19 protein-coding genes are annotated in these 18,181 nt (G+C 41.1%); 8 read left to right on the top strand and 11 right to left on the bottom strand.

Annotated features, from left to right (window positions below; all coding sequences use genetic code 11):
- Positions 1-51: 51 nt before the first annotated feature.
- Positions 52-924, bottom strand: a complete 873-nt coding sequence (locus tag F886_RS01960; protein ID WP_005300740.1) for a pirin family protein — start codon at positions 922-924, stop codon at positions 52-54.
- A 276-nt stretch (positions 925-1,200) separates the two neighbouring features.
- Here F886_RS01960 and ycaC point away from each other — a divergent pair, with 276 nt between their 5' ends.
- Complete coding sequence (gene ycaC / locus F886_RS01955; RefSeq protein WP_005300736.1) at positions 1,201-1,827, top strand: isochorismate family cysteine hydrolase YcaC; 627 nt, start codon at positions 1,201-1,203, stop codon at positions 1,825-1,827.
- 20 nt (positions 1,828-1,847) lie between these two features.
- On the top strand, positions 1,848-2,822 hold the full coding sequence (locus tag F886_RS01950; protein ID WP_005300733.1) for a LysR substrate-binding domain-containing protein: 975 nt from the start codon (positions 1,848-1,850) through the stop codon (positions 2,820-2,822).
- 103 nt (positions 2,823-2,925) lie between these two features.
- Here F886_RS01950 and F886_RS01945 read toward each other — a convergent pair whose 3' ends face one another.
- Positions 2,926-4,374, bottom strand: a complete 1,449-nt coding sequence (locus F886_RS01945; RefSeq protein ID WP_005300730.1) for an NAD-dependent succinate-semialdehyde dehydrogenase — start codon at positions 4,372-4,374, stop codon at positions 2,926-2,928.
- Positions 4,371-5,663 (bottom strand): 4-aminobutyrate--2-oxoglutarate transaminase, encoded by a 1,293-nt coding sequence (gene gabT, locus F886_RS01940; RefSeq protein ID WP_005300727.1) that lies wholly within the window; start codon positions 5,661-5,663, stop codon positions 4,371-4,373. The genes F886_RS01945 and gabT overlap by 4 nt, the downstream gene beginning before the upstream one ends.
- Positions 5,664-5,818: 155 nt before the next feature.
- Here gabT and F886_RS01935 point away from each other — a divergent pair, with 155 nt between their 5' ends.
- Positions 5,819-7,318, top strand: coding sequence for a MocR-like pyridoxine biosynthesis transcription factor PdxR (locus tag F886_RS01935; RefSeq protein WP_005300724.1), 1,500 nt, complete (start codon positions 5,819-5,821; stop codon positions 7,316-7,318).
- A 63-nt stretch (positions 7,319-7,381) separates the two neighbouring features.
- On the opposite strand, the gene F886_RS01930 is transcribed toward F886_RS01935, so the two are convergent.
- Both F886_RS01930 and F886_RS01925 read right to left on the bottom strand, forming a co-directional pair.
- Complete coding sequence (locus tag F886_RS01930) at positions 7,382-8,824, bottom strand: amino acid permease (RefSeq protein WP_005300720.1); 1,443 nt, start codon at positions 8,822-8,824, stop codon at positions 7,382-7,384.
- A gap of 327 nt (positions 8,825-9,151) precedes the next feature.
- Positions 9,152-9,700: a helix-turn-helix domain-containing protein gene (locus tag F886_RS01925; RefSeq protein WP_005300717.1), complete on the bottom strand. Its 549-nt coding sequence runs from the start codon at positions 9,698-9,700 to the stop codon at positions 9,152-9,154.
- Positions 9,701-9,768: 68 nt separating this feature from the next.
- Here F886_RS01925 and F886_RS01920 point away from each other — a divergent pair, with 68 nt between their 5' ends.
- Positions 9,769-10,464, top strand: coding sequence for an AzlC family ABC transporter permease (locus F886_RS01920; protein WP_005300714.1), 696 nt, complete (start codon positions 9,769-9,771; stop codon positions 10,462-10,464).
- The gene (locus F886_RS01915; protein ID WP_005300712.1) at positions 10,461-10,784 is read left to right on the top strand and encodes an AzlD domain-containing protein; all 324 of its coding nucleotides are present in this window, start codon (positions 10,461-10,463) and stop codon (positions 10,782-10,784) included. The genes F886_RS01920 and F886_RS01915 overlap by 4 nt, the downstream gene beginning before the upstream one ends.
- A gap of 41 nt (positions 10,785-10,825) precedes the next feature.
- On the opposite strand, the gene ssb is transcribed toward F886_RS01915, so the two are convergent.
- From ssb to F886_RS01900, 3 genes are all read right to left on the bottom strand, one after another.
- Positions 10,826-11,416, bottom strand: coding sequence for a single-stranded DNA-binding protein (gene ssb, locus F886_RS01910; RefSeq protein ID WP_005300710.1), 591 nt, complete (start codon positions 11,414-11,416; stop codon positions 10,826-10,828).
- A gap of 51 nt (positions 11,417-11,467) precedes the next feature.
- Positions 11,468-12,832, bottom strand: coding sequence for an MFS transporter (locus tag F886_RS01905; protein ID WP_005300707.1), 1,365 nt, complete (start codon positions 12,830-12,832; stop codon positions 11,468-11,470).
- A gap of 147 nt (positions 12,833-12,979) precedes the next feature.
- Positions 12,980-14,062, bottom strand: a complete 1,083-nt coding sequence (locus tag F886_RS01900; RefSeq protein ID WP_005300706.1) for a DUF475 domain-containing protein — start codon at positions 14,060-14,062, stop codon at positions 12,980-12,982.
- Between the two features lie 262 nt (positions 14,063-14,324).
- Here F886_RS01900 and tenA point away from each other — a divergent pair, with 262 nt between their 5' ends.
- The 3 genes from tenA to F886_RS01885 all read left to right on the top strand — a co-directional run bounded on the left by tenA (position 14,325) and on the right by F886_RS01885 (position 16,346).
- Complete coding sequence (gene tenA / locus F886_RS01895) at positions 14,325-14,999, top strand: thiaminase II (RefSeq protein WP_004789986.1); 675 nt, start codon at positions 14,325-14,327, stop codon at positions 14,997-14,999.
- 65 nt (positions 15,000-15,064) lie between these two features.
- Entirely contained in the window at positions 15,065-15,436 is a 372-nt protein-coding gene (locus tag F886_RS01890) for a MerR family transcriptional regulator (protein WP_005300704.1), read from the top strand.
- Positions 15,437-15,539: 103 nt separating this feature from the next.
- Positions 15,540-16,346 (top strand): SDR family NAD(P)-dependent oxidoreductase, encoded by an 807-nt coding sequence (locus F886_RS01885; RefSeq protein ID WP_005300702.1) that lies wholly within the window; start codon positions 15,540-15,542, stop codon positions 16,344-16,346.
- Positions 16,347-16,388: 42 nt separating this feature from the next.
- On the opposite strand, the gene F886_RS01880 is transcribed toward F886_RS01885, so the two are convergent.
- From F886_RS01880 to F886_RS01870, 3 genes are all read right to left on the bottom strand, one after another.
- Entirely contained in the window at positions 16,389-16,730 is a 342-nt protein-coding gene (locus tag F886_RS01880) for a GlpM family protein (RefSeq protein WP_004789991.1), read from the bottom strand.
- A gap of 52 nt (positions 16,731-16,782) precedes the next feature.
- Positions 16,783-17,136 (bottom strand): DUF1304 domain-containing protein, encoded by a 354-nt coding sequence (locus F886_RS01875; protein ID WP_005300700.1) that lies wholly within the window; start codon positions 17,134-17,136, stop codon positions 16,783-16,785.
- A 65-nt stretch (positions 17,137-17,201) separates the two neighbouring features.
- Positions 17,202-18,179: a zinc-binding dehydrogenase gene (locus F886_RS01870; protein ID WP_005300699.1), complete on the bottom strand. Its 978-nt coding sequence runs from the start codon at positions 18,177-18,179 to the stop codon at positions 17,202-17,204.
- Between the last annotated feature and the right edge of the window lie 2 nt (positions 18,180-18,181).

Genomic DNA, 18,181 nt, shown 5'->3' with positions numbered 1-18,181 from the left:
CGGGCTTTTTATTACTTTGTTTTAATAGCCGATTAAGCGCAATTAAACAATTTATCCTTCTTGCATGATTGAACCGAATTTTCCACGATTAAAATCATTAATCGCTTCCATAATCTCAGCTTTGGTATTCATTACGAATGGACCATAACCTTCGATTGGTTCGTTAAGTGGTTGGCCAGTCAACACTAAGAATTTAGTGTCTTCTTCTGCATTTAAGCTAAACTCAACACCCTCACGAGACAAAATCGCAACGGTTTTACCTTCAAGACGATTTGCATCATTGACCACAACCGCGCCATCTAATATCACAACAAGCGTGGTGTGCCCTTCAGGTACATAGAGGGTGTGTTTTTGGCCTTTAGCCAATTTACCATCCCATACATTTAATGGACTAAATGTCGTTGCTGCACCTTTTGCATCTGCATATTCACCAGCAATCACACGTAAATGACTGCCATGCTCATCTAACGCAATGTCTGGAATCTCTTTCGCTTCAATTGCTTGATATTTTCCAGGCGTCATTTTTGAATGAGCAGGTAAATTTACCCATAATTGCACCATTTCAAAAAGACCACCATGCTCTGCAAATTCAGGAGAATGGAACTCTTCATGCAACACGCCTGCACCCGCAGTCATCCATTGCACATCACCAGTTTTAATGGTTCCGCCGCCGCCACTTGAGTCTTTATGAGTCACTTCACCTTGATAGGCGATTGTCACTGTTTCAAAGCCACGGTGTGGATGCGAGCCTACACCTTGCTGTTCAGTCGTTGGCGAGAAGGTATAAGGCGCTGCATAATCGAGTAGCAAAAATGGGCTTAAGGTTTGGCCTAAACGGTCATAAGAGAATAGGTTATATACAGGGAAACCATCACCCACCCAATGCATGTGGTTATTTTGATATGCACCAAGAAATTTCTTCATCTGATCTCTCCTATATATGTAGGATTTTCTTGAACTGAGATTGATTTTACGCCTCAATAATTGCAGTTTATAGATCAGGATTAGCAACACATTATTTCATCTATGAGACAATCATAAAGTTTGAGGTACTCTTTTTAAGATCGTCCTATTTTTAAAATTCTTAATCCTATTTTTTAGACTTAATCACGACAACAAACTCATCTAGCATAATTTTAGGCACTGATGACCTACTTAATAATTTTTGATTATTTATTTTGATAACACGAGGATATAAAAATGGCTCAAGATTACGTACGTTTAGACAAGGATAATGCTGCGGTACTTTTAGTTGACCACCAAGCAGGTTTACTTTCTTTAGTTCGAGATATCGATCCAGATAAATTTAAAAATAACGTATTAGCGCTTGCAGATGCTGCAAAATATTTCAATTTACCGACTATTCTTACTACCAGTTTTGAAAACGGTCCAAATGGCCCTTTAGTTCCAGAATTAAAAGAGCTTTTTCCAGATGCGCCATTTATTCCACGTCCTGGTCAAATCAATGCATGGGACAATGAAGACTTCGTAAAAGCGGTCAAAGCGACAGGTAAAAAACAACTCATTATTGCTGGTGTGGTAACTGAGGTTTGTGTGGCATTCCCAGCTTTATCTGCACTCGCTGAAGGTTTTGAAGTGTTTGTGATTACCGATGCTTCTGGTACTTTCAATGAATTAACACGTGATGCTGCTTGGGACCGTATGTCAAAAGCAGGTGCTCAGCTTATGACTTGGTTCGGTATGGCATGTGAGTTACACCGTGACTGGCGTAATGATATTGAAGGTCTTGGTGCACTCTTCTCAAATCATATTCCTGATTACCGCAACCTGATGACCAGCTATAGCTTTAATACATCGCAAAAATAATTTTTATTGCCAAGATTAGAGTGCTTAAGCGCTCTAATCTTAAATTTAAATGGATTGATCTGACATTGATAAGTTCTTTTGATGATTTTTATTATTTCTATTTGGTCGTAAAACACGGCGGCTTTAGCGCGGCCAGTGAAGCTGAAAATATTAGTAAATCTAAGCTCAGCCGACGCATTATTGACCTTGAAAATAAATTTAACGTTAGCCTCATTCAAAGAACAACCCGCCATTTTAAAGTGACCGATTTAGGCCAAGAGTTCTATGAAGAATGCTGCAAAGTTATAGCTCAAGTTGAATGTGCAGAAAACGTTTTGTTAAAGCAAAAAAGTGAACCTCAAGGGTTAGTGAAAGTAAGCTGCCCACCTTTAATGATGCATTTTCAAATTAGAAAAATTTTAAATCAGTTTTTAAAAACCTATCCAAAAGTTGAAATATCTCTTGAGCTAACAAGCCGACGGGTAGATATCTTGCATGATGATATCGATCTCGCGATTCGGACCAATTTTGAACCGAATGAAGATTCAAATTTAATTGTTCGTGATGTGATTAAAACAGATCACTGTCTGGTGGCTGCGCCTGAATTACTGCAAGGCCGTACTATTGAGCATTATTCCGAATTACAAGACTTTCCAAGTATCAGCTTAGGTACTCAAAAACAAAATCCTATTTGGCATTTATGCAATATTCGTAACGGCGAATCGGTTGATGTGCCTTATCAACCACGAATCAAAAGTAATGACTTAGCAGGGGTCTACTATGCAGTGATGGATGGCTTAGGCATTGCCGACCTTCCCTTTTTAACTGTTGAATCGGAAATTCGTAAAGGCACACTTATTCATATTCTTCCTGACTGGAAGTCAAATATTGGCATGCTTCAACTGGTCTATGTGTCTAGAAAAGGCCAACGTCTGGTGGTCGAAAAACTCATTGAAACACTGATTGAAGAACTCAGACGTTTACCCGAAAGCCATGAAGGATATCTGCCGACTTAAATAAAAAAACCGGTCATGAATGGGCATGACCGGTTTTTGTGAAACATCACATACAGCATAACTGCATGTTTTCGTTCAGAACAAAACGAACTCGCTTTGTTCCTTACTCAGATAAGTCTACGCAGAGGTATTTCATTTCAACATATTCTTCGATGCCGAATTTTGAACCTTCACGGCCTAGACCTGACTGTTTTACGCCACCAAACGGAGCAACTTCATTTGAAATTGCACCTGTGTTAATACCGACCATACCGTACTCAAGTGCTTCACCCACTCGCCATTGACGAGCTGTGCTTTGAGTAAACAAATAAGCAGCTAAACCAAACTCGGTATCGTTCGCCATTGCCACTGCATCATCTTCAGTTTTAAAGCGGAACAGTGGTGCAAGCGGACCAAAAGTTTCTTCTTTAGACACTTTCATATCTTGCGTTACGCCTGTTAACACAGTCGGTTCAAAGAATGTCCCGCCAAGTGCCGAACGCTGACCACCAATACGGACTGTTGCGCCTTTCTTAGTTGCATCTGCAATATGAGACTGAACTTTTGCAATCGCATCTTCATCAATTAAAGGTCCTTGAGTTGAACCTTCTTGACGGCCATCGCCAACTTTCAGCTTAGACACAGCTTCAACCAAACGGTCTGCCAGCGCATCGTAAATACCGTCTTGAACATAAATACGGTTCGCACAAACACAAGTCTGACCGCTGTTACGATATTTACTTGCCATAATGCCCTGAACAGCTTGTTCAAGATTAGCGTCGTCAAATACCACAACTGGTGCATTACCACCAAGTTCAAGTGAAAGCTTTTTAATGGTTGGCGCACATTGTTGCATCAAGATACGGCCAACTTGTGTTGAACCTGTGAAGCTTAACTTACGAACAATATCGCTTTCGCATAGGGTTTTACCAACTTCAACCGCATCACCACTAATGTTAATTAAAACATCAGCTGGTAAGCCTGCCTGTAATGCCAATACTTCAAGTGCATACGCTGTTAACGGTGTTTGTTCTGCTGGTTTAACCAACATTGAACAACCCGCAGCAATAGCCGGACCTGCTTTACGCGTAATCATGGCAGCTGGGAAGTTCCACGGCGTAATTGCAGCAGTTACTCCAATCGCTTGTTTAATCACGAGCAAACGTTGGTTTGGCAAAGTCGGTGTTAATACTTCACCATCAACACGGCGAGCTTGCTCGGCAAACCAGCGAATGAATGATGCCGCATAACCAATTTCACCACGTGCTTCTGCCAATGGCTTACCTTGCTCAGCCGTTAAGATTTGAGCCAGATTTTCTTTGTGCTCAAGCATGAGGTTGTACCATGCCAATAACACATCAGCACGGGCCAAGGCAGTTTGCTTTTTCCAAGCAGCCTGCGCTTTTGCTGAACGATTAATTGCGGCTTCAACCCCTGCACGGTCATAGGTTTTTACCCATGCCAAAGTTTCACCTGTAGCAGCATCATTTACCTCGATATAATCATTTGAAGCGGGTGCTTCTAATGAAATATCAGGATGTTTTAATAAATACTGCAAATTATTTTGAATCATGCAGATTGCTCCATCGCTTTTGCACTACCTGCTTTTAGAGTCGCAAAACCTTGTTTCAAGATATCAAGGCCTTGACGGAATTGTTCAGCAGGAATGGTTAATGGATATAAGAAACGAATTACATTACCGTATTTACCACAAGTAAGAAGTAACAACCCGTTTTCCATTGCATAGTTTTGTACAACTTTTGCTTGTTCAGCTGTTTCAAGCTCTACTGCAACCATTGAACCTAATGCACGAATATCAGTTACGACGTCGCCTGTTGCTTGTTGAATATCTTTAAGGGTAGCGACTAACTCTGCACCTAATTCATTTGCACGGTCACATAGGTTTTCTTCTTCAATCGCATCAATCACCGCGTGCGCAGCAGCAACTGCAATTGGGCTACCTGCGTAAGTACCGCCTAGTCCACCTGGGTTTGGTGCATCCATCACTTCTGCACGACCAACAACACCTGAAATTGGGAAGCCGCCACCCAAGCTTTTCGCCATGGTGATGAGATCTGCTTTAGTCTCGTAATAGTTCATTGCGAACAATTTACCAGTACGGGCAAAACCTGATTGCACTTCGTCAGCAACAAGTAAAATACCGTGCTTGTCGCAAATTGAACGTAAACGTTTTAAGAACTCAGCTGGCACAACATTGAAACCGCCCTCACCTTGTACTGGTTCAAGTACGATTGCTGCAACATCATGTGGTGCAATATCTTCACTGAAAATATCTTCAACGCTTTCAATTGCCGCGTCTACAGAAACACCTTTAGCAGGTACTGGGTAACGTGCGTGGAACACACCCGCTGGCATCACACCGAAATCACGTTTGTAAGGCGCAGTTTTACCTGTCATTGCCATCGTCATAAATGAACGACCGTGGAAGCCGTTACCAAAAGTGATAATGCCGTGACGACCTGTGTAACAACGAGCAATCTTCACCGCGTTTTCAACTGCTTCTGCACCTGTAGTGAAAAAAGCTGACTTAGCAGGACCCGCAATTGGGGCACGCTCATTAATACGCTCAGCTAAAGCCACATAGCTTTCATAAGGTGTTACTTGATAGGCAGTGTGAGTAAATTTAGTGAGTTGTTCTGTCACCGCTGCAATGACTTTAGGGTGGCGATGGCCTGTATTTAAAACCGCAATACCACCAGCAAAGTCGATAAATTGGTTGCCTTCCTTGTCCCAAAGCGTGGCATTTTCAGCTTTTTCTGCATACCACTGACACATCACGCCTACACCACGTGGAGTTGCTTGCTGTTTACGTGCGTTAAGTGCAGAATGTTGATTATCCATTTGATTCCCTCATATTTTCATCATCAGTTGCAGCTTTGGTTTTTGCATCCTGTGCTTAATTTTCAGGGTGCTTTACAACGACTGCCTATGCATGTAATTTCGCTCGTCTGGCGGCAACTGACGAGAGCCATTTTTTAACTGTAGGAGAGAGCCAATTGCGTAGTTTACTTGGAGATCATTTATTACAACGGCTCCAACAGGACACCGAAGGTAAACTACATCAGCGCCTTTTCCGTTGTCTGCGTGGTGCCATTATTGATGGCGTCATTCAGCCTAAAACACGCTTGCCCGCTTCACGTGACTTAGCCAGTGAAATTCATGTTTCGAGAAATACTGTTCTTACCGCCTATGAACAGCTACAAGCTGAAGGCTATTTAGAGGCTCGTACGGGACACGGCACATGGGTTGCCGAAAAACTACCAGAGAGTTTTTTAAATACACAAAATAAGAAAAAAGCAGTTTCGAGTCCGAAAGTTCAAAACTCTTATGCGCTCTCAAATCGTGGCTCAAACTTATTAGGCTATGCCGCAGCCTCGCCACACCAATGGGGAGCTTTCGTGCCGGGAGCGCCCGATGTTACCGAGTTCCCACATCATATTTTTAGTCGTATTCAAGCACGCTTAAGCCGCGAACCCGACATTAACCGCCTGATTTATAGCAATGCAGGTGGATGTATAGAGCTTCGAAGTGCGTTGGCAGATTACTTGCGTGTTGCACGTTCAGTCCAGTGCGATGCAGACCAGATTATTATTACCGAAGGCATTCACCAAGCGATTGACTTAGTCTCGCGTGCGCTTAGTGATATTGGTGATCGCGTCTGGATCGAAGATCCGGGGTATTGGGGAATGCGCAACACTTTACGTATTAATGGCGTAGATATTCAACCTATGCCAGTCGATGCAGAAGGTATTATTCCTGAAGAAAATCCGGTTAAACCACCCAAACTCATTTTTGTCACACCATCACACCAATATCCACTAGGTTCACATTTAAGTCTAGATCGTCGACGCAAATTGATTGAGATTGCCCGCCAGCACAATAGCTGGATTGTCGAAGATGACTACGACAGTGAGTTTCGTTTCTCAGGCCAACCGTATCCGTCATTACAAGGCTTAGAAAATGATGCACCTGTGCTGTACATGGGCACGTTTAGTAAAACCATTTATCCATCTTTAAGAATTGGGTATTTGGTGGTGCCTAAACCACTCTTTTCACCCCTACGTATTGTGGCAGCTGAACTGTATCGTGGTGGACATTTGCTTGAGCAAAAGGCCCTAGCAGAATTTATTCGTGAAGGTCATTACGAAGCGCATATTCGTCGTATGCGTTTACTTTATGGAAAGAGACGCGATTATTTAGTCAGTCTGATTAAACGCTATCTTGGCCCCGAATTTATTCATCAATATGACGAAGCAGCAGGATTACACTTAGTTTTAAAACTACCAAACTCTTGCGATGATGTCGCGATTGCAACAACCGCACTTGAACGTGGTGTCAAAGTTCGACCACTTTCACAGTACTACATGCAATCGCATGCTCACGCAGAGCGCGGTTTACTCATGGGCTTTGCCTGTGTAAACGAAAAAGACATGGTGATGGCTTTCGGCGTGTTGCTCCAGTGCTTACGTGAAGCAGGAGTACCTACGCTGAATTAACTGTTTTCTCGTGTTAAGAAAAACAAAAGAGCCTCATTGTGAGGCTCTTTTTTATTTAAAAAGTTAAACTAACTTTTCTTCATGGCTATGGGTTAAATGGGTCGCTCTACGCTCTTTACCCCAACCCAATTTTTCAGACAACAATCCGAAGAACACAATAATGCCGAACAATCCGGTGGTATAAATCACTTCTTTAAAATAGGTACCTTCAATCAACATGGTAAGAATTGCACCAATAATTGCAAAGATCACCACATAGGTTAAGTAAGGGAACATCCACATTTTAAAGTCAATTTTCACGCCTTCAGCTTCTAATTTTTTACGCATACGAAGCTGAGAATAAGCAATGGTCAGGTACACATAGAGTGTTGCTGCACCCGTCGTTAGCATGAAAAAGTCGTAAACATCCATACTCTTAGTTGCAGTTAAAACTACCGCAATCACAGAGAAGAAGCATGACACAATCACACCCACCCACGGACTGCTTTTACTGTTTACAGAGCCAAAACTTTTCGGTGCGTCACCACGTTTAGCTAAAGAGAACAACATACGTGAACATGTATAAAGTGCTGAGTTAAAGCAGCTACATACCGACGTGAGAACCACAAAGTTTACGATATGACGTGCCCCTGGAATACCGAGAGCAGACAAAGTCACACTATAAGTACCCCAAGTCGAATCTTTCAAAAGTTCATTGTTGTGAGGAATCAGACATACCGCAACGAACATTGAACCTACATAGAATAAAATAATTCGCCAAACCACCGAGTTCGATGCTTTACGAATTTCTTTAGATGGATTTGCCGATTCTGCTGCCGCTACAGTGACAATTTCAGCGCCAATATAAGCAAACATAACCCCAAGCAAGGCGGTAATAACAGATGAACCACCATTAGGCATAAAGCCTTGAGAGGTTAGATTACTAATACCAGAAGCAGCCGGATTGCCCCAAGGCCACAAATGCATGATGGCTAAACTACCAATCACCAAGAAGATAACAATCGCGATGACTTTGATGAGTGCAAACCAGAACTCAAATTCGCCATAGTTTTTCACGTTTTGTAAATTGACTGCGACTAAGGCACCAATCACGACAACCATATAGGCCCAGATCGGTATAAATGGGAACCAATTATTTAAAATTTTACCTGCCACATAGGCTTCCCAACCCATGAGCATTGCGAGCGTACACCAATACAACCAGCCAATTGAAAAACCTGCCCAACGGCCAATCGCGCGGTCAGCATAAGTTGAAAAAGAGCCACTGTCAGGGTTTAAAACGGCCATCTCGCCTAACATACGCATGATGAACCAAACGAGTAGACCACCCAAAGCATAGGTTAGAAAGACTACAGGTCCCGTATTGTAAATAATACTGCCCGAGCCTACGAATAAAGAGCCACCAATTACCCCTGCAATCGAGATCATCGTTAAGTGGCGTGATTTGAGTCCATGTTTTAAACTTTGGGAGTGATTGGCTTCAGAACCATTTTGATGAGCTGCCATATCATTTTCCTTAATATATGGAGGATATCGGCTAGTCTCGGAAATCCTCCGAAGCCAAAAAATATCCCCTAAAAATTTAGCCGTTCTGCCCAATTCCTAAAACAGAAAAATCACTGAGCTTATCCGGCGCTTCCGTATGCATACTTCCAATGGCTTTAATTTGTCGTTTCGGCAGTCAAGAAACGAGAGCCATTTTTCGAATAAAAGAGAGAGCCAATTGCAAAATTTATACGCAAAATTGGCTCTTTTTGTCTGAAATGCTGGTAAATGGTTTTAAGTTTTTATTATGAAAATAATTAAGTTTTACTTTAATAAGATTGGAATTCTTTAGTTTTGTTCAGAGATTAATAATGCTTTTGTACCTGTTTCCAAGGCTCTAAAGATATGTTTCTGGTCGGCAGGGTAACAAATATAATCTCCGACACTGAGCTCAACAGCTTCATCAATTAAGCCCACTAAAGCTTTACCTTCGACCACAATAATGTGCTCCACAGAACCAACAGGATGAGGTTCTGAAAGACGGTCTTCGCCCGGCTCAACAATCAATAAATACACATCTCGGCGCGCATGCGGTGGACAAGTCGCTAGCAAAATTGCTTTGTAATTGGCAATCTCTGAACTCACTGTTGGTCCATCGCCACATCGAATGACTTGTACCTGATTGCTCGGTTCTTCCATCAAACGTGCAAATGGAATATTGAGTGCAACACAAAGTGCCCATAGCGTTTCAATGCTTGGGTTACCTTGACCAGCCTCTAATTGGGAAAGTGTAGACTTTGCAACGCCTGCACGACGGGCAACCTCTGCCAAAGAAAGCCCTGCTCTTTGACGTTCACGATTTAAACCTTTGGCAATAATTTCAATTGGCTGAGACATTCACCACATCCGTTCTATAAAAAAAACGATCGTTCGTTTTGACAAAACAATCAGACTTATTCATTATAATGGAAAATCGTTCGTTATATCATGCTATGTCCACATACACTCTCATTAAGAAACTTAGTAAAGACACCACCCGCTCGATTTTCTTTGTCTGTCTAGCAACCAGTGTTGTTGGTATGTCTTTAGGTTCACTCGCCGCAAGCTATGGCTTAGCGCTCTGGATTCCGCTCTGCCTATCTGTATTTGTGCTCGCAGGAACTGCTGAATTTATTTTTATTGGATTCTTGGCTGTAGGTGGTAGCCCAATTGCTGCTGCGGTTGCAGGACTACTCGTCAATTTAAGACATTTGCCTTTTGGGATTGCGGTCAATGAATTAATCAGAGGTAAATTCTCTCGATATTTCGGTGCTCATATCATGAACGATGAAAGCGTTTTGTTTGGCATGGCACAGCCCGATTTCGAAACGAAAAAGGCTGCTTACTGGCTATGTGGTATAGGCATCATGCTAACTTGGCCACTGGGTGTCACTGCGGGTTATTTTATTGGAAGTGCCATTCCAGACCCAAAAACATTTGGTCTAGATGCCATTTTCCCTGCCATTTTAATTGCACTTACTTTTAATGCTCTAAAGAACAAAGCTACCCGAAAAGCTGCATTTGCCGGATCAACTTTGGCACTGATTACCACACCTTTTTTGGCCTCAGGACTTCCAATTCTGATTTCACTTTTTGGCTTAATATTTGGTAGAAAAAAATGAATCAACAATTACTCATTATTTTGGGAATAGGCTTGCTAGCACTTGGAACATATGGGATTCGTTTTGCTGGTTTTCACTTAGGCGCCAAGTTTACTTTTTCTGAAAAATACCAAGTTTTACTGTCAAACGGCGCAACTGTTTTACTCTGTGCGATTGCAGTCACGACGACATTTTTTGAAGGCCAAGATTTCGCAGGTTTCGCGCGTATATTCGGTGTTGGGCTAGCGCTTCTCTTGGTTTGGAGAAAAGTACCGCTTTTATTGGTGATTTGCTTAGCAGCAGCAGGCACGGCTCTGATACGTTTACTCGGAATTGAGTAATAAAAAAGGCGAGATAAACTCGCCTCTTTTGAAACTTTTGATTAGAACGGTAAATCGTCGTCTAAATCAGCTGGTGCAGACGCTGGTTGTTGTGGCGCTTTAGGAGCGAAACCACCACCTTGTGGGCTGTTGCCACCATTACCGAAACCACCTTGGCCACCATAACCACCGCCATTGTTTTGGCCGTAGCCGCCACCTTGGTTGTTATTATTTTGATAACCATTACCACCTTGTTGAGGTGCATTAAAACGTGGTTGGTTAAAATCATTACCGCCAGCGAACCCTTGCTCACCTTGTTGACGACCATCTAACATTTGCATCTGTTCGCCACGAATTTCAGTTGTATAGCGCTCTTGGCCATTTTGATCAGTCCACTGACGCGTGCGTAATGAACCTTCAATATAAACCTTAGAACCTTTACGTAGGAACTGCTGAGCAATTTCACCTAAACGGTTATGCAAAACAATACGGTGCCATTCAGTTTGTTCTTTACGCTCACCTGAAGTTTTATCGGTCCAAGCTTCACTTGTTGCGATTGAAAATTGAGTCAGCGAGCCCCCATTTGGAAAAGTTTTTGTTTCAGGATCACGACCCAAAGTACCAACCAAAATAACCTTATTTACACCACGCATTAGCTGTCTTCATCCTATTCATTTCTATGTTTTACTTTATAAGAGTTATGCTTAAATGGCTACCTCTTTACCGAACAACTGCGTTAAATCACGTCGCGCAGCCTCATCAAGAGTCTGTTTATCGACTTTAATATAAGCAACTTGCTGGTCAGGCATCACCACAACTTCTTCTATACCACGAATTGCCAATAGCTGTGTGGTCCACTCATTCACCTGTTGCACTTGCGGTAATGGCAACACAATCGATGACAAATACCGCGGCTGAGCTAAACCAAAACTAATTAGCAACCATATTATAGCAATCCCTGTTAAGACACTCCATCCAATCGCAGTATTATGTAACATCAATAATTGACCACCTAGTGTGCCACCAAAAAAAGCACCTAAAAACTGGCTACTGGCATTTACACCCATAGCGGTTGCTTTTGATTGAATTGGCGCACATTTTGATAACCACGATGGCAATAATGCTTCCATCACATTAAAGGCAATGAAGAAAATCCCTAGGCCTGCGAGTAATACATATTTTGATTGATAACCAAATATGAGCAGCAACAAACCTGCAATAATGCCTGTAATAGCAGTTAAGAAAATGCCTCGCATTTTGCGATATTTTTCAGCCACGATAATGCTTGGAAATGCAAAAAACAGACTAATTACTAGTAGTGGCAGATACACCAAACCATGACTGGCTAAAGGAATATGGGCAAACTCGATAAGCTGTGAAGGCACATAAATAAACATGGCGGTAAGCAATAAATGCAATGCAAAAACCGAAACGTGTAAACGGTTTAAATCGCCCATTTGAATAACTTGCTTAAGCTGCGCTATGTAGCCTTGCTGATAATTACGATGATGACGAGTTACTTTAGGTACAAGCAATAACATCAAAATCGCGATTAAACCCATAATGGTCGTAACAAAGAATAAACCAGAAATGCCGACAAGACTTGTGAGCCAAGGCCCAAGGCTGAACGCCACCACAAAAGACAGACCAATACTCATGCCCATCGCTGCCATGGCTTTAGTACGCTGCTCTTCGCGCGTCACATCTGCTAAAAGCGCCATCACGACTGCTGAAACTGCACCTGCACCTGCTATAGCACGACCAATTATCACGCCATAAATCGTGTCAGATAACCCCGCAATTGCACCGCCAATTGCAAACAGTAATAAGCCAAGTACCACGAGAGGTTTACGACTAAAACGGTCAGCCAGTAAGCTAAAAGGAATTTGTAAAATAGCCTGACTTAAACCATAGACGCCCACAGCCAAACCAATGAGTGCTGGAGTTGCATATTGATATGACTGCCCGACTACAGAAAAGACAGGAATAATCATGAACAAACCCAACATGCGTAGCGCAAAAATACTACTTAAGGCAAAAGTTGAGCGACGTTCCAAAGCATTCATCATATCAATACACGTTTATCAAACTAGGCAAATTATAAGCCGATTCGTTTCTAAAAATACGGGACACCTTATTTAAATTAACGATTTCAGCTTAAAAAAATAAAGAGGCATTCAGCCTCTTTATTCTAAACAACTTTACTGAAAATTAGCTTAAGGCGACTGTTGCTCGCGCTTCGAATATTGAATTGAAGCAATAACAGCCCACACAATAAACGCTACACCAATTAAACCTGTCACAACTTCAGGTACATGTACGCCTGTACCACTTGCAATCATAATGAATGCTAAAGCACCAATTGCGTAATGCGCACCATGTTCCAAGAACACGTAAGCATCTAGCGTACCTTTTTCAACAAGATAAACAGTCATAGAACGGACAAAAATAGCACCGATTGCAAGACCTAACATAATCACAACAACGTCGCTGGTAATTGCAAATGCACCAATCACACCGTCAAAACTGAATGATGCATCTAATACTTCAAGATATAAGAAACCACCTAAACCAGCTTTAACCACACCAGACGCAGCACCCGAGCCATCTTGTAATACAGCATTACCATTTTCATCAATTTCAGGCTCACCACCTAACAAATGACTTAATACTTCAACGCCAATGTAAACCACAATGCCCCAAATACCGGCCATGGTCACTGCTAAACGTTGATGGTCATCTACATAACCTGCCATCACAATTAAAGCGATCAAAGCAATAAAAACAGACATGGCAGGTACGCTAGCTAAACTTGAAAGTTTAGATTCAAGCCATCTAAACCAATGCGTTTCTTTTTCATCATCAAAGAAGAAGTTTAAGAAAACCAATAATAAGAATGTTCCACCAAAAGCTGAAATTTCAGCGTGGTGTGCCATTAAGCGCTCAGAATAAGTTTTCGGATCATTGAGTGCCAATTTTGCCACTTCAATAACACCCATATCAGCGGTTACAGCAACAATCACGACAGGGAAAATTAAACGCATACCAAAAACGGCGATTAAAATACCTACCGTTAAAAAGATCATTTTCCAGAACGGATCCCAATTACGTAGAACCGATGCATTTACGACAGCATTGTCAAAAGATAAAGAGACCTCCATTACCGCTAAAATTGCTGTAATTGTTAAAGCTTTAAGCATGGTAGACACGCCAGCTTCAGGTCCATGGGTAAAACCCCAATACGCGGATAGTGCTAAACACACCACCGTAAAAAATATCGAAAATCGGAAATGCTTCATGGATCAGACCTATACCAAGAACTAAATTTAATCTTTCTTAAAACCGCGGCTATTATATCGATAATTAACCACAAAACGATGTTGTTTTGTGCCGTTATTCCCGTTACTTTATCTCTCTGTTTAATAAAGAAATTTATAATTTTTAATTAACTTGTTAATCGTATTAAATATTTTCTTGCGATATATCTATCATTATTATTTTTGTATTTTAAAATTGATTTAAAATCCGGTTCAGCTGTCTTATTTTAAATGGAATGATTTTATGCTTTTTTCTCAAGAACTCTGGCAACGTAATTTAAATTTATATCAAAAAATTCTCGACCTGCCTTTTAATCAGGAACTTGCTAACGGTACTTTAGATAAAGAAGCTTTTTGTCATTATGTCATTCAAGATGCCCAATATTTAGTGGCTTATGGTCGCGTACTTGCTGTTGCGGCAGCAAAGGCGTTTGAGGCCGACGATATTATGCAATTTTCAGATGCTGCTAAAATTGCAATTGTGGTGGAGCGTAGTTTGCATGATGACTTCATGAAAAACTTTGGGGTGACCAAAGAAGAATTTAAAAATACGCCATTAACTTTAGCAGGCCATCATTACACTTCATTTTTAACAGCAACTGCTTGGTCTGAAAGCTACCCTGTCGTACTCGCTGCACTGTTACCTTGCTTCTGGATTTATGCCGAAGTCGGTAAAGATATTGTAGATAAATCAATTCCTAATAACCCTTATCAAGCATGGATTGATACCTATGCAGGTGAAGAGTTCCATATAGCCGTTCGTAATGTGATTGCGACAGTAGATAAAGTTGCCGCACGTTGTGATGCAGACACTTTAGAAAAAATGCATGCCGCGTACACCATGGGTGCAAAACTTGAGTGGTTATTTTGGGATAGCGCCTACCACCAAAGACAATGGCTAGGTTTAGACCATATTTAAAACTTCAAAAGAATCGGTCAGATCGTTCAAGACGCTGACCATTTTTAATAAAATGCGAGATAAATATGTATATCGGCGAATTAGCATCTTTAACTGGAGCCACTCCTAAAGCCATTCGGCATTATGAGAAATTAGGCTTACTACCAGTCGCAAAAAGAAGAGGCAATTATCGTATTTATGAAGAGATTGATGTTAAATCCGTTAAGATGATCCGCCTTGCACAAGCTGTTGGATTTAGCCTTGCCGAGCTTTATGACTTGTCCGCTTTAAAATATAAAAATAATCGCTTTCCTGTAGAAATTGCACAGCAGCTTATTCAAAAAAAGAATCAACAAATTATTGAGCAAAAAAAAGCGTTAAACCGTTTACAAGAAGATTTAAAAGAACTGGAAGATGAGATTATTCAGACTTATATTACCAATAAGATTTCTGCCTAAAACAGCTGGTTAAAATCTGCAAATAGCTTTCAAAATGAGTGCTTGACTCTGCCCTTAGGGACAAGGTTTATCGTAATGACTTCTTTTATTACGGACCAATAAAATGAGTGCTCATCTTTCAATATTTAAAAATTCAACAGCATTAATTACAGGCGCATCTTCAGGAATAGGCAAAGCCTATGCTCAAGAATTTGCATCTTTAGGAATTCATTTAATTTTAACAGCACGCTCTGAACAGAAACTAAATGATTTAGCCGATGAACTCAGAAAAAAATATAACGTGAATGTTGAGGTGATCGTTTTAGATTTAGCTCAACCCAATTCAGCTCAAAGCTTATTTGATGAAGTACAAGCTAGAAAATTAACGGTAGATATTTTAATTAACAACGCAGGATTTGGAAAATGGACTAAATTTTTAGATCAATCTGTATCTACCTATCAAGAAATGATCACGCTTAATATCAGCAGCGTAACGTCTTTATGTTATTTATTTTTGCCCCATATGCTTGCGAACAAAAAAGGCATCATGATTAATATTTCATCGACAGGCGCGTTCCAGCCGTTACCCTATATTGCCGTTTATGGTGCAAGTAAATCTTTTGTATTGCAGTTTACTGAAGCGCTTGCAGGAGAATATAGCTCTTCAGGTGTTAAATTTCTGGCAGTTTGTCCAGGCAATACCGAAACCAATTTTACTCAGGTGGCAAATGCCGATACGAGTGGTATGAAAAGCTCTACAGTTGAGGACGTTGTGTCTGCAACAGTTAGAGCATTAGATAAGAATAAAGCAACAGTTGTGGTGGGATGTAGCAACTATTTAACGTCTCAATTGCCTCGAATTCTTTCTCGCCAAAAGATGATTAATTTAGTTGAAGGGATGCTCAAAACCCGCATTATCGATCCGTCATAAAGCTAGTTCAATTTAAAAGATTAAGGACTATCTCTTAATCTTTTAATGTTGAAACAGTTGCCAGCCATAAATTAAGCCTGCCGCTGCGACCACCCAACATAAAGTTGCCAGTCCTAGACAAGACCACATCGACATACGCGTTGCCAGCACATAAACAGCAACTAAATAAATGGCATAAGGAATAAGTGACCATAGACCAAACAGAGCCGTTTTCTGTAATGCTTCAGCTCCTTTTTGCTGATAGACAATCACATGAGCAATCAAGGCAAAGGTAGGAAAAAGCGGGACTAAACCAGCAATATAAAATGCCTTACTTTTCGATAAAATCGAAATAATGAGGACAACCCCAGCCCCCAACATACATTTTAAAAATAACGCCCACATACACTGATCCTACCCGATCATTTCCATTTCAAAACGCTGTATTCTGCGCTTTTTAAAGAAAATTAACAGCGACTAAAGCAATCAATGCTGGAACTGCCTGAATATAAATAATCTTTTTACTGGCAGTCAGACCACCATAGATACCTGCAATGAGTACACAGCCTAAAAAGAAATTAGCGATTGATGTCGCAAACGGTGCATCAGCCAATAAAGACCAAAACAAACCCGCCGCTAAAAAACCATTATAAAGCCCTTGGTTCTGTGCCATAACTTTGGTGAGTTTTGCTGTATCTGCATTATTTCCAAAGGCTTTCATGCCATAAGGCTTGTCCCACAAAAACATTTCTAACACTAAAATGTAAACATGTAATATGGCAATAAGCGCAATGAATATTTGTCCGATCATATAATTTTCCTTTTTATTTTAAAGAAATGAAAAAAGATCAGTCTCTCGACTGATCTTTTAGTGTGTTACGGTTTTAACAACACTTTGCCTTGGCGAGCACCTTGTGTTGCTCTTTGGGCTGCTGTTTTAATCTCATCAAAACTAAATATACCTTCTACAGGAAGGATTAATTTTTTCTGAGTTGCTAACGTTAATAACTCAACAATCAGTTCCTTTTTACGAGCTGCTGGCATTTCTTTATTGACTACACTCGCCCAGAAACCTTTTACTGTCGCTTGTTTGAAAATCAAATCGCCCGATGAAATTTGCATGGTTTCACCAGTCATACTGCCAAACGAAACCAATAGACTATTTTCACTGAGTAGATTCAACATTTCACCACTTGCGCTGCCACCAATCGAGTCCACACCAGCAATAAGAGGTTGGTCGCCATGAATCTGTTTAACTTGCTCTTTCCAGTTTGGCTGATCAGTCGCAATAACATGTTGAATCCCTAATGCCTGCATCTCGGCAATTGCATCAGTACGACGAACCAGATTAATCACAGGTAAACCACGTGCCTGTGCAATCATCGCAACTGTTTTACCTACTGCACCATTTGCCGTGTTTTGAATGAGCCATTGACCCGGTTGAACATTTACAAAGTCTAAAAGCATGAGGGCACTAATTGGCATACCAATCAGCTGTGCTGCTGTCTCATCATCAATTTCATTATTGAGTGGAATAAGCCCTTGAGCCGGTGCAATAAAGTATTCAGCCCAACTGCCATGCACAGATGCAACTGCGATACGTTGCCCTACCTGTACATGAGTAACGCCTTCACCCAGCGCATCTACAATACCAACGGCTTCACTACCACCAATCGCAGGTAAAGTTGGCTTGTAGCCATAGCTTCCACGTACTGTCCATACATCATGATTATGAATTGGAGACATGATGGTTTTAATACGCACTTCGCCTGCTTTTGGTTCTGGCTTTGGCATATCCGCCTGCTCTAAAACGTCTACAGGTTCGCCAAAATTACCATGGATAATACTTCGCATTC

It is taken from the genome of Acinetobacter sp. NIPH 542 (assembly GCF_000369825.1).
Taxonomy (GTDB): Bacteria; Pseudomonadota; Gammaproteobacteria; order Pseudomonadales; family Moraxellaceae; genus Acinetobacter; species Acinetobacter oleivorans.
The sequence above is the reverse complement of the archived record's forward strand: the minus strand, read 5'-3'. Positions and strand labels throughout refer to the sequence as shown.

Coding starts and splice junctions, on each gene's coding strand:
- F886_RS01920 (WP_005300714.1), top strand. CDS start 9,769: ATGGAAAATCGTTCGTTATATCATGCTATGTCCACATACACTCTCATT.
- F886_RS01905 (WP_005300707.1), bottom strand. CDS start 12,832: ATGATGAATGCTTTGGAACGTCGCTCAACTTTTGCCTTAAGTAGTATT.
- F886_RS01900 (WP_005300706.1), bottom strand. CDS start 14,062: ATGAAGCATTTCCGATTTTCGATATTTTTTACGGTGGTGTGTTTAGCA.
- gabT (WP_005300727.1), bottom strand. CDS start 5,663: ATGGATAATCAACATTCTGCACTTAACGCACGTAAACAGCAAGCAACT.
- F886_RS01885 (WP_005300702.1), top strand. CDS start 15,540: ATGAGTGCTCATCTTTCAATATTTAAAAATTCAACAGCATTAATTACA.
- F886_RS01925 (WP_005300717.1), bottom strand. CDS start 9,700: ATGTCTCAGCCAATTGAAATTATTGCCAAAGGTTTAAATCGTGAACGT.
- F886_RS01915 (WP_005300712.1), top strand. CDS start 10,461: ATGAATCAACAATTACTCATTATTTTGGGAATAGGCTTGCTAGCACTT.
- ycaC (WP_005300736.1), top strand. CDS start 1,201: ATGGCTCAAGATTACGTACGTTTAGACAAGGATAATGCTGCGGTACTT.
- F886_RS01960 (WP_005300740.1), bottom strand. CDS start 924: ATGAAGAAATTTCTTGGTGCATATCAAAATAACCACATGCATTGGGTG.
- F886_RS01870 (WP_005300699.1), bottom strand. CDS start 18,179: ATGCGAAGTATTATCCATGGTAATTTTGGCGAACCTGTAGACGTTTTA.
- tenA (WP_004789986.1), top strand. CDS start 14,325: ATGCTTTTTTCTCAAGAACTCTGGCAACGTAATTTAAATTTATATCAA.
- F886_RS01875 (WP_005300700.1), bottom strand. CDS start 17,136: ATGATCGGACAAATATTCATTGCGCTTATTGCCATATTACATGTTTAC.
- F886_RS01890 (WP_005300704.1), top strand. CDS start 15,065: ATGTATATCGGCGAATTAGCATCTTTAACTGGAGCCACTCCTAAAGCC.
- F886_RS01945 (WP_005300730.1), bottom strand. CDS start 4,374: ATGATTCAAAATAATTTGCAGTATTTATTAAAACATCCTGATATTTCA.
- F886_RS01880 (WP_004789991.1), bottom strand. CDS start 16,730: ATGTGGGCGTTATTTTTAAAATGTATGTTGGGGGCTGGGGTTGTCCTC.
- F886_RS01930 (WP_005300720.1), bottom strand. CDS start 8,824: ATGGCAGCTCATCAAAATGGTTCTGAAGCCAATCACTCCCAAAGTTTA.
- ssb (WP_005300710.1), bottom strand. CDS start 11,416: ATGCGTGGTGTAAATAAGGTTATTTTGGTTGGTACTTTGGGTCGTGAT.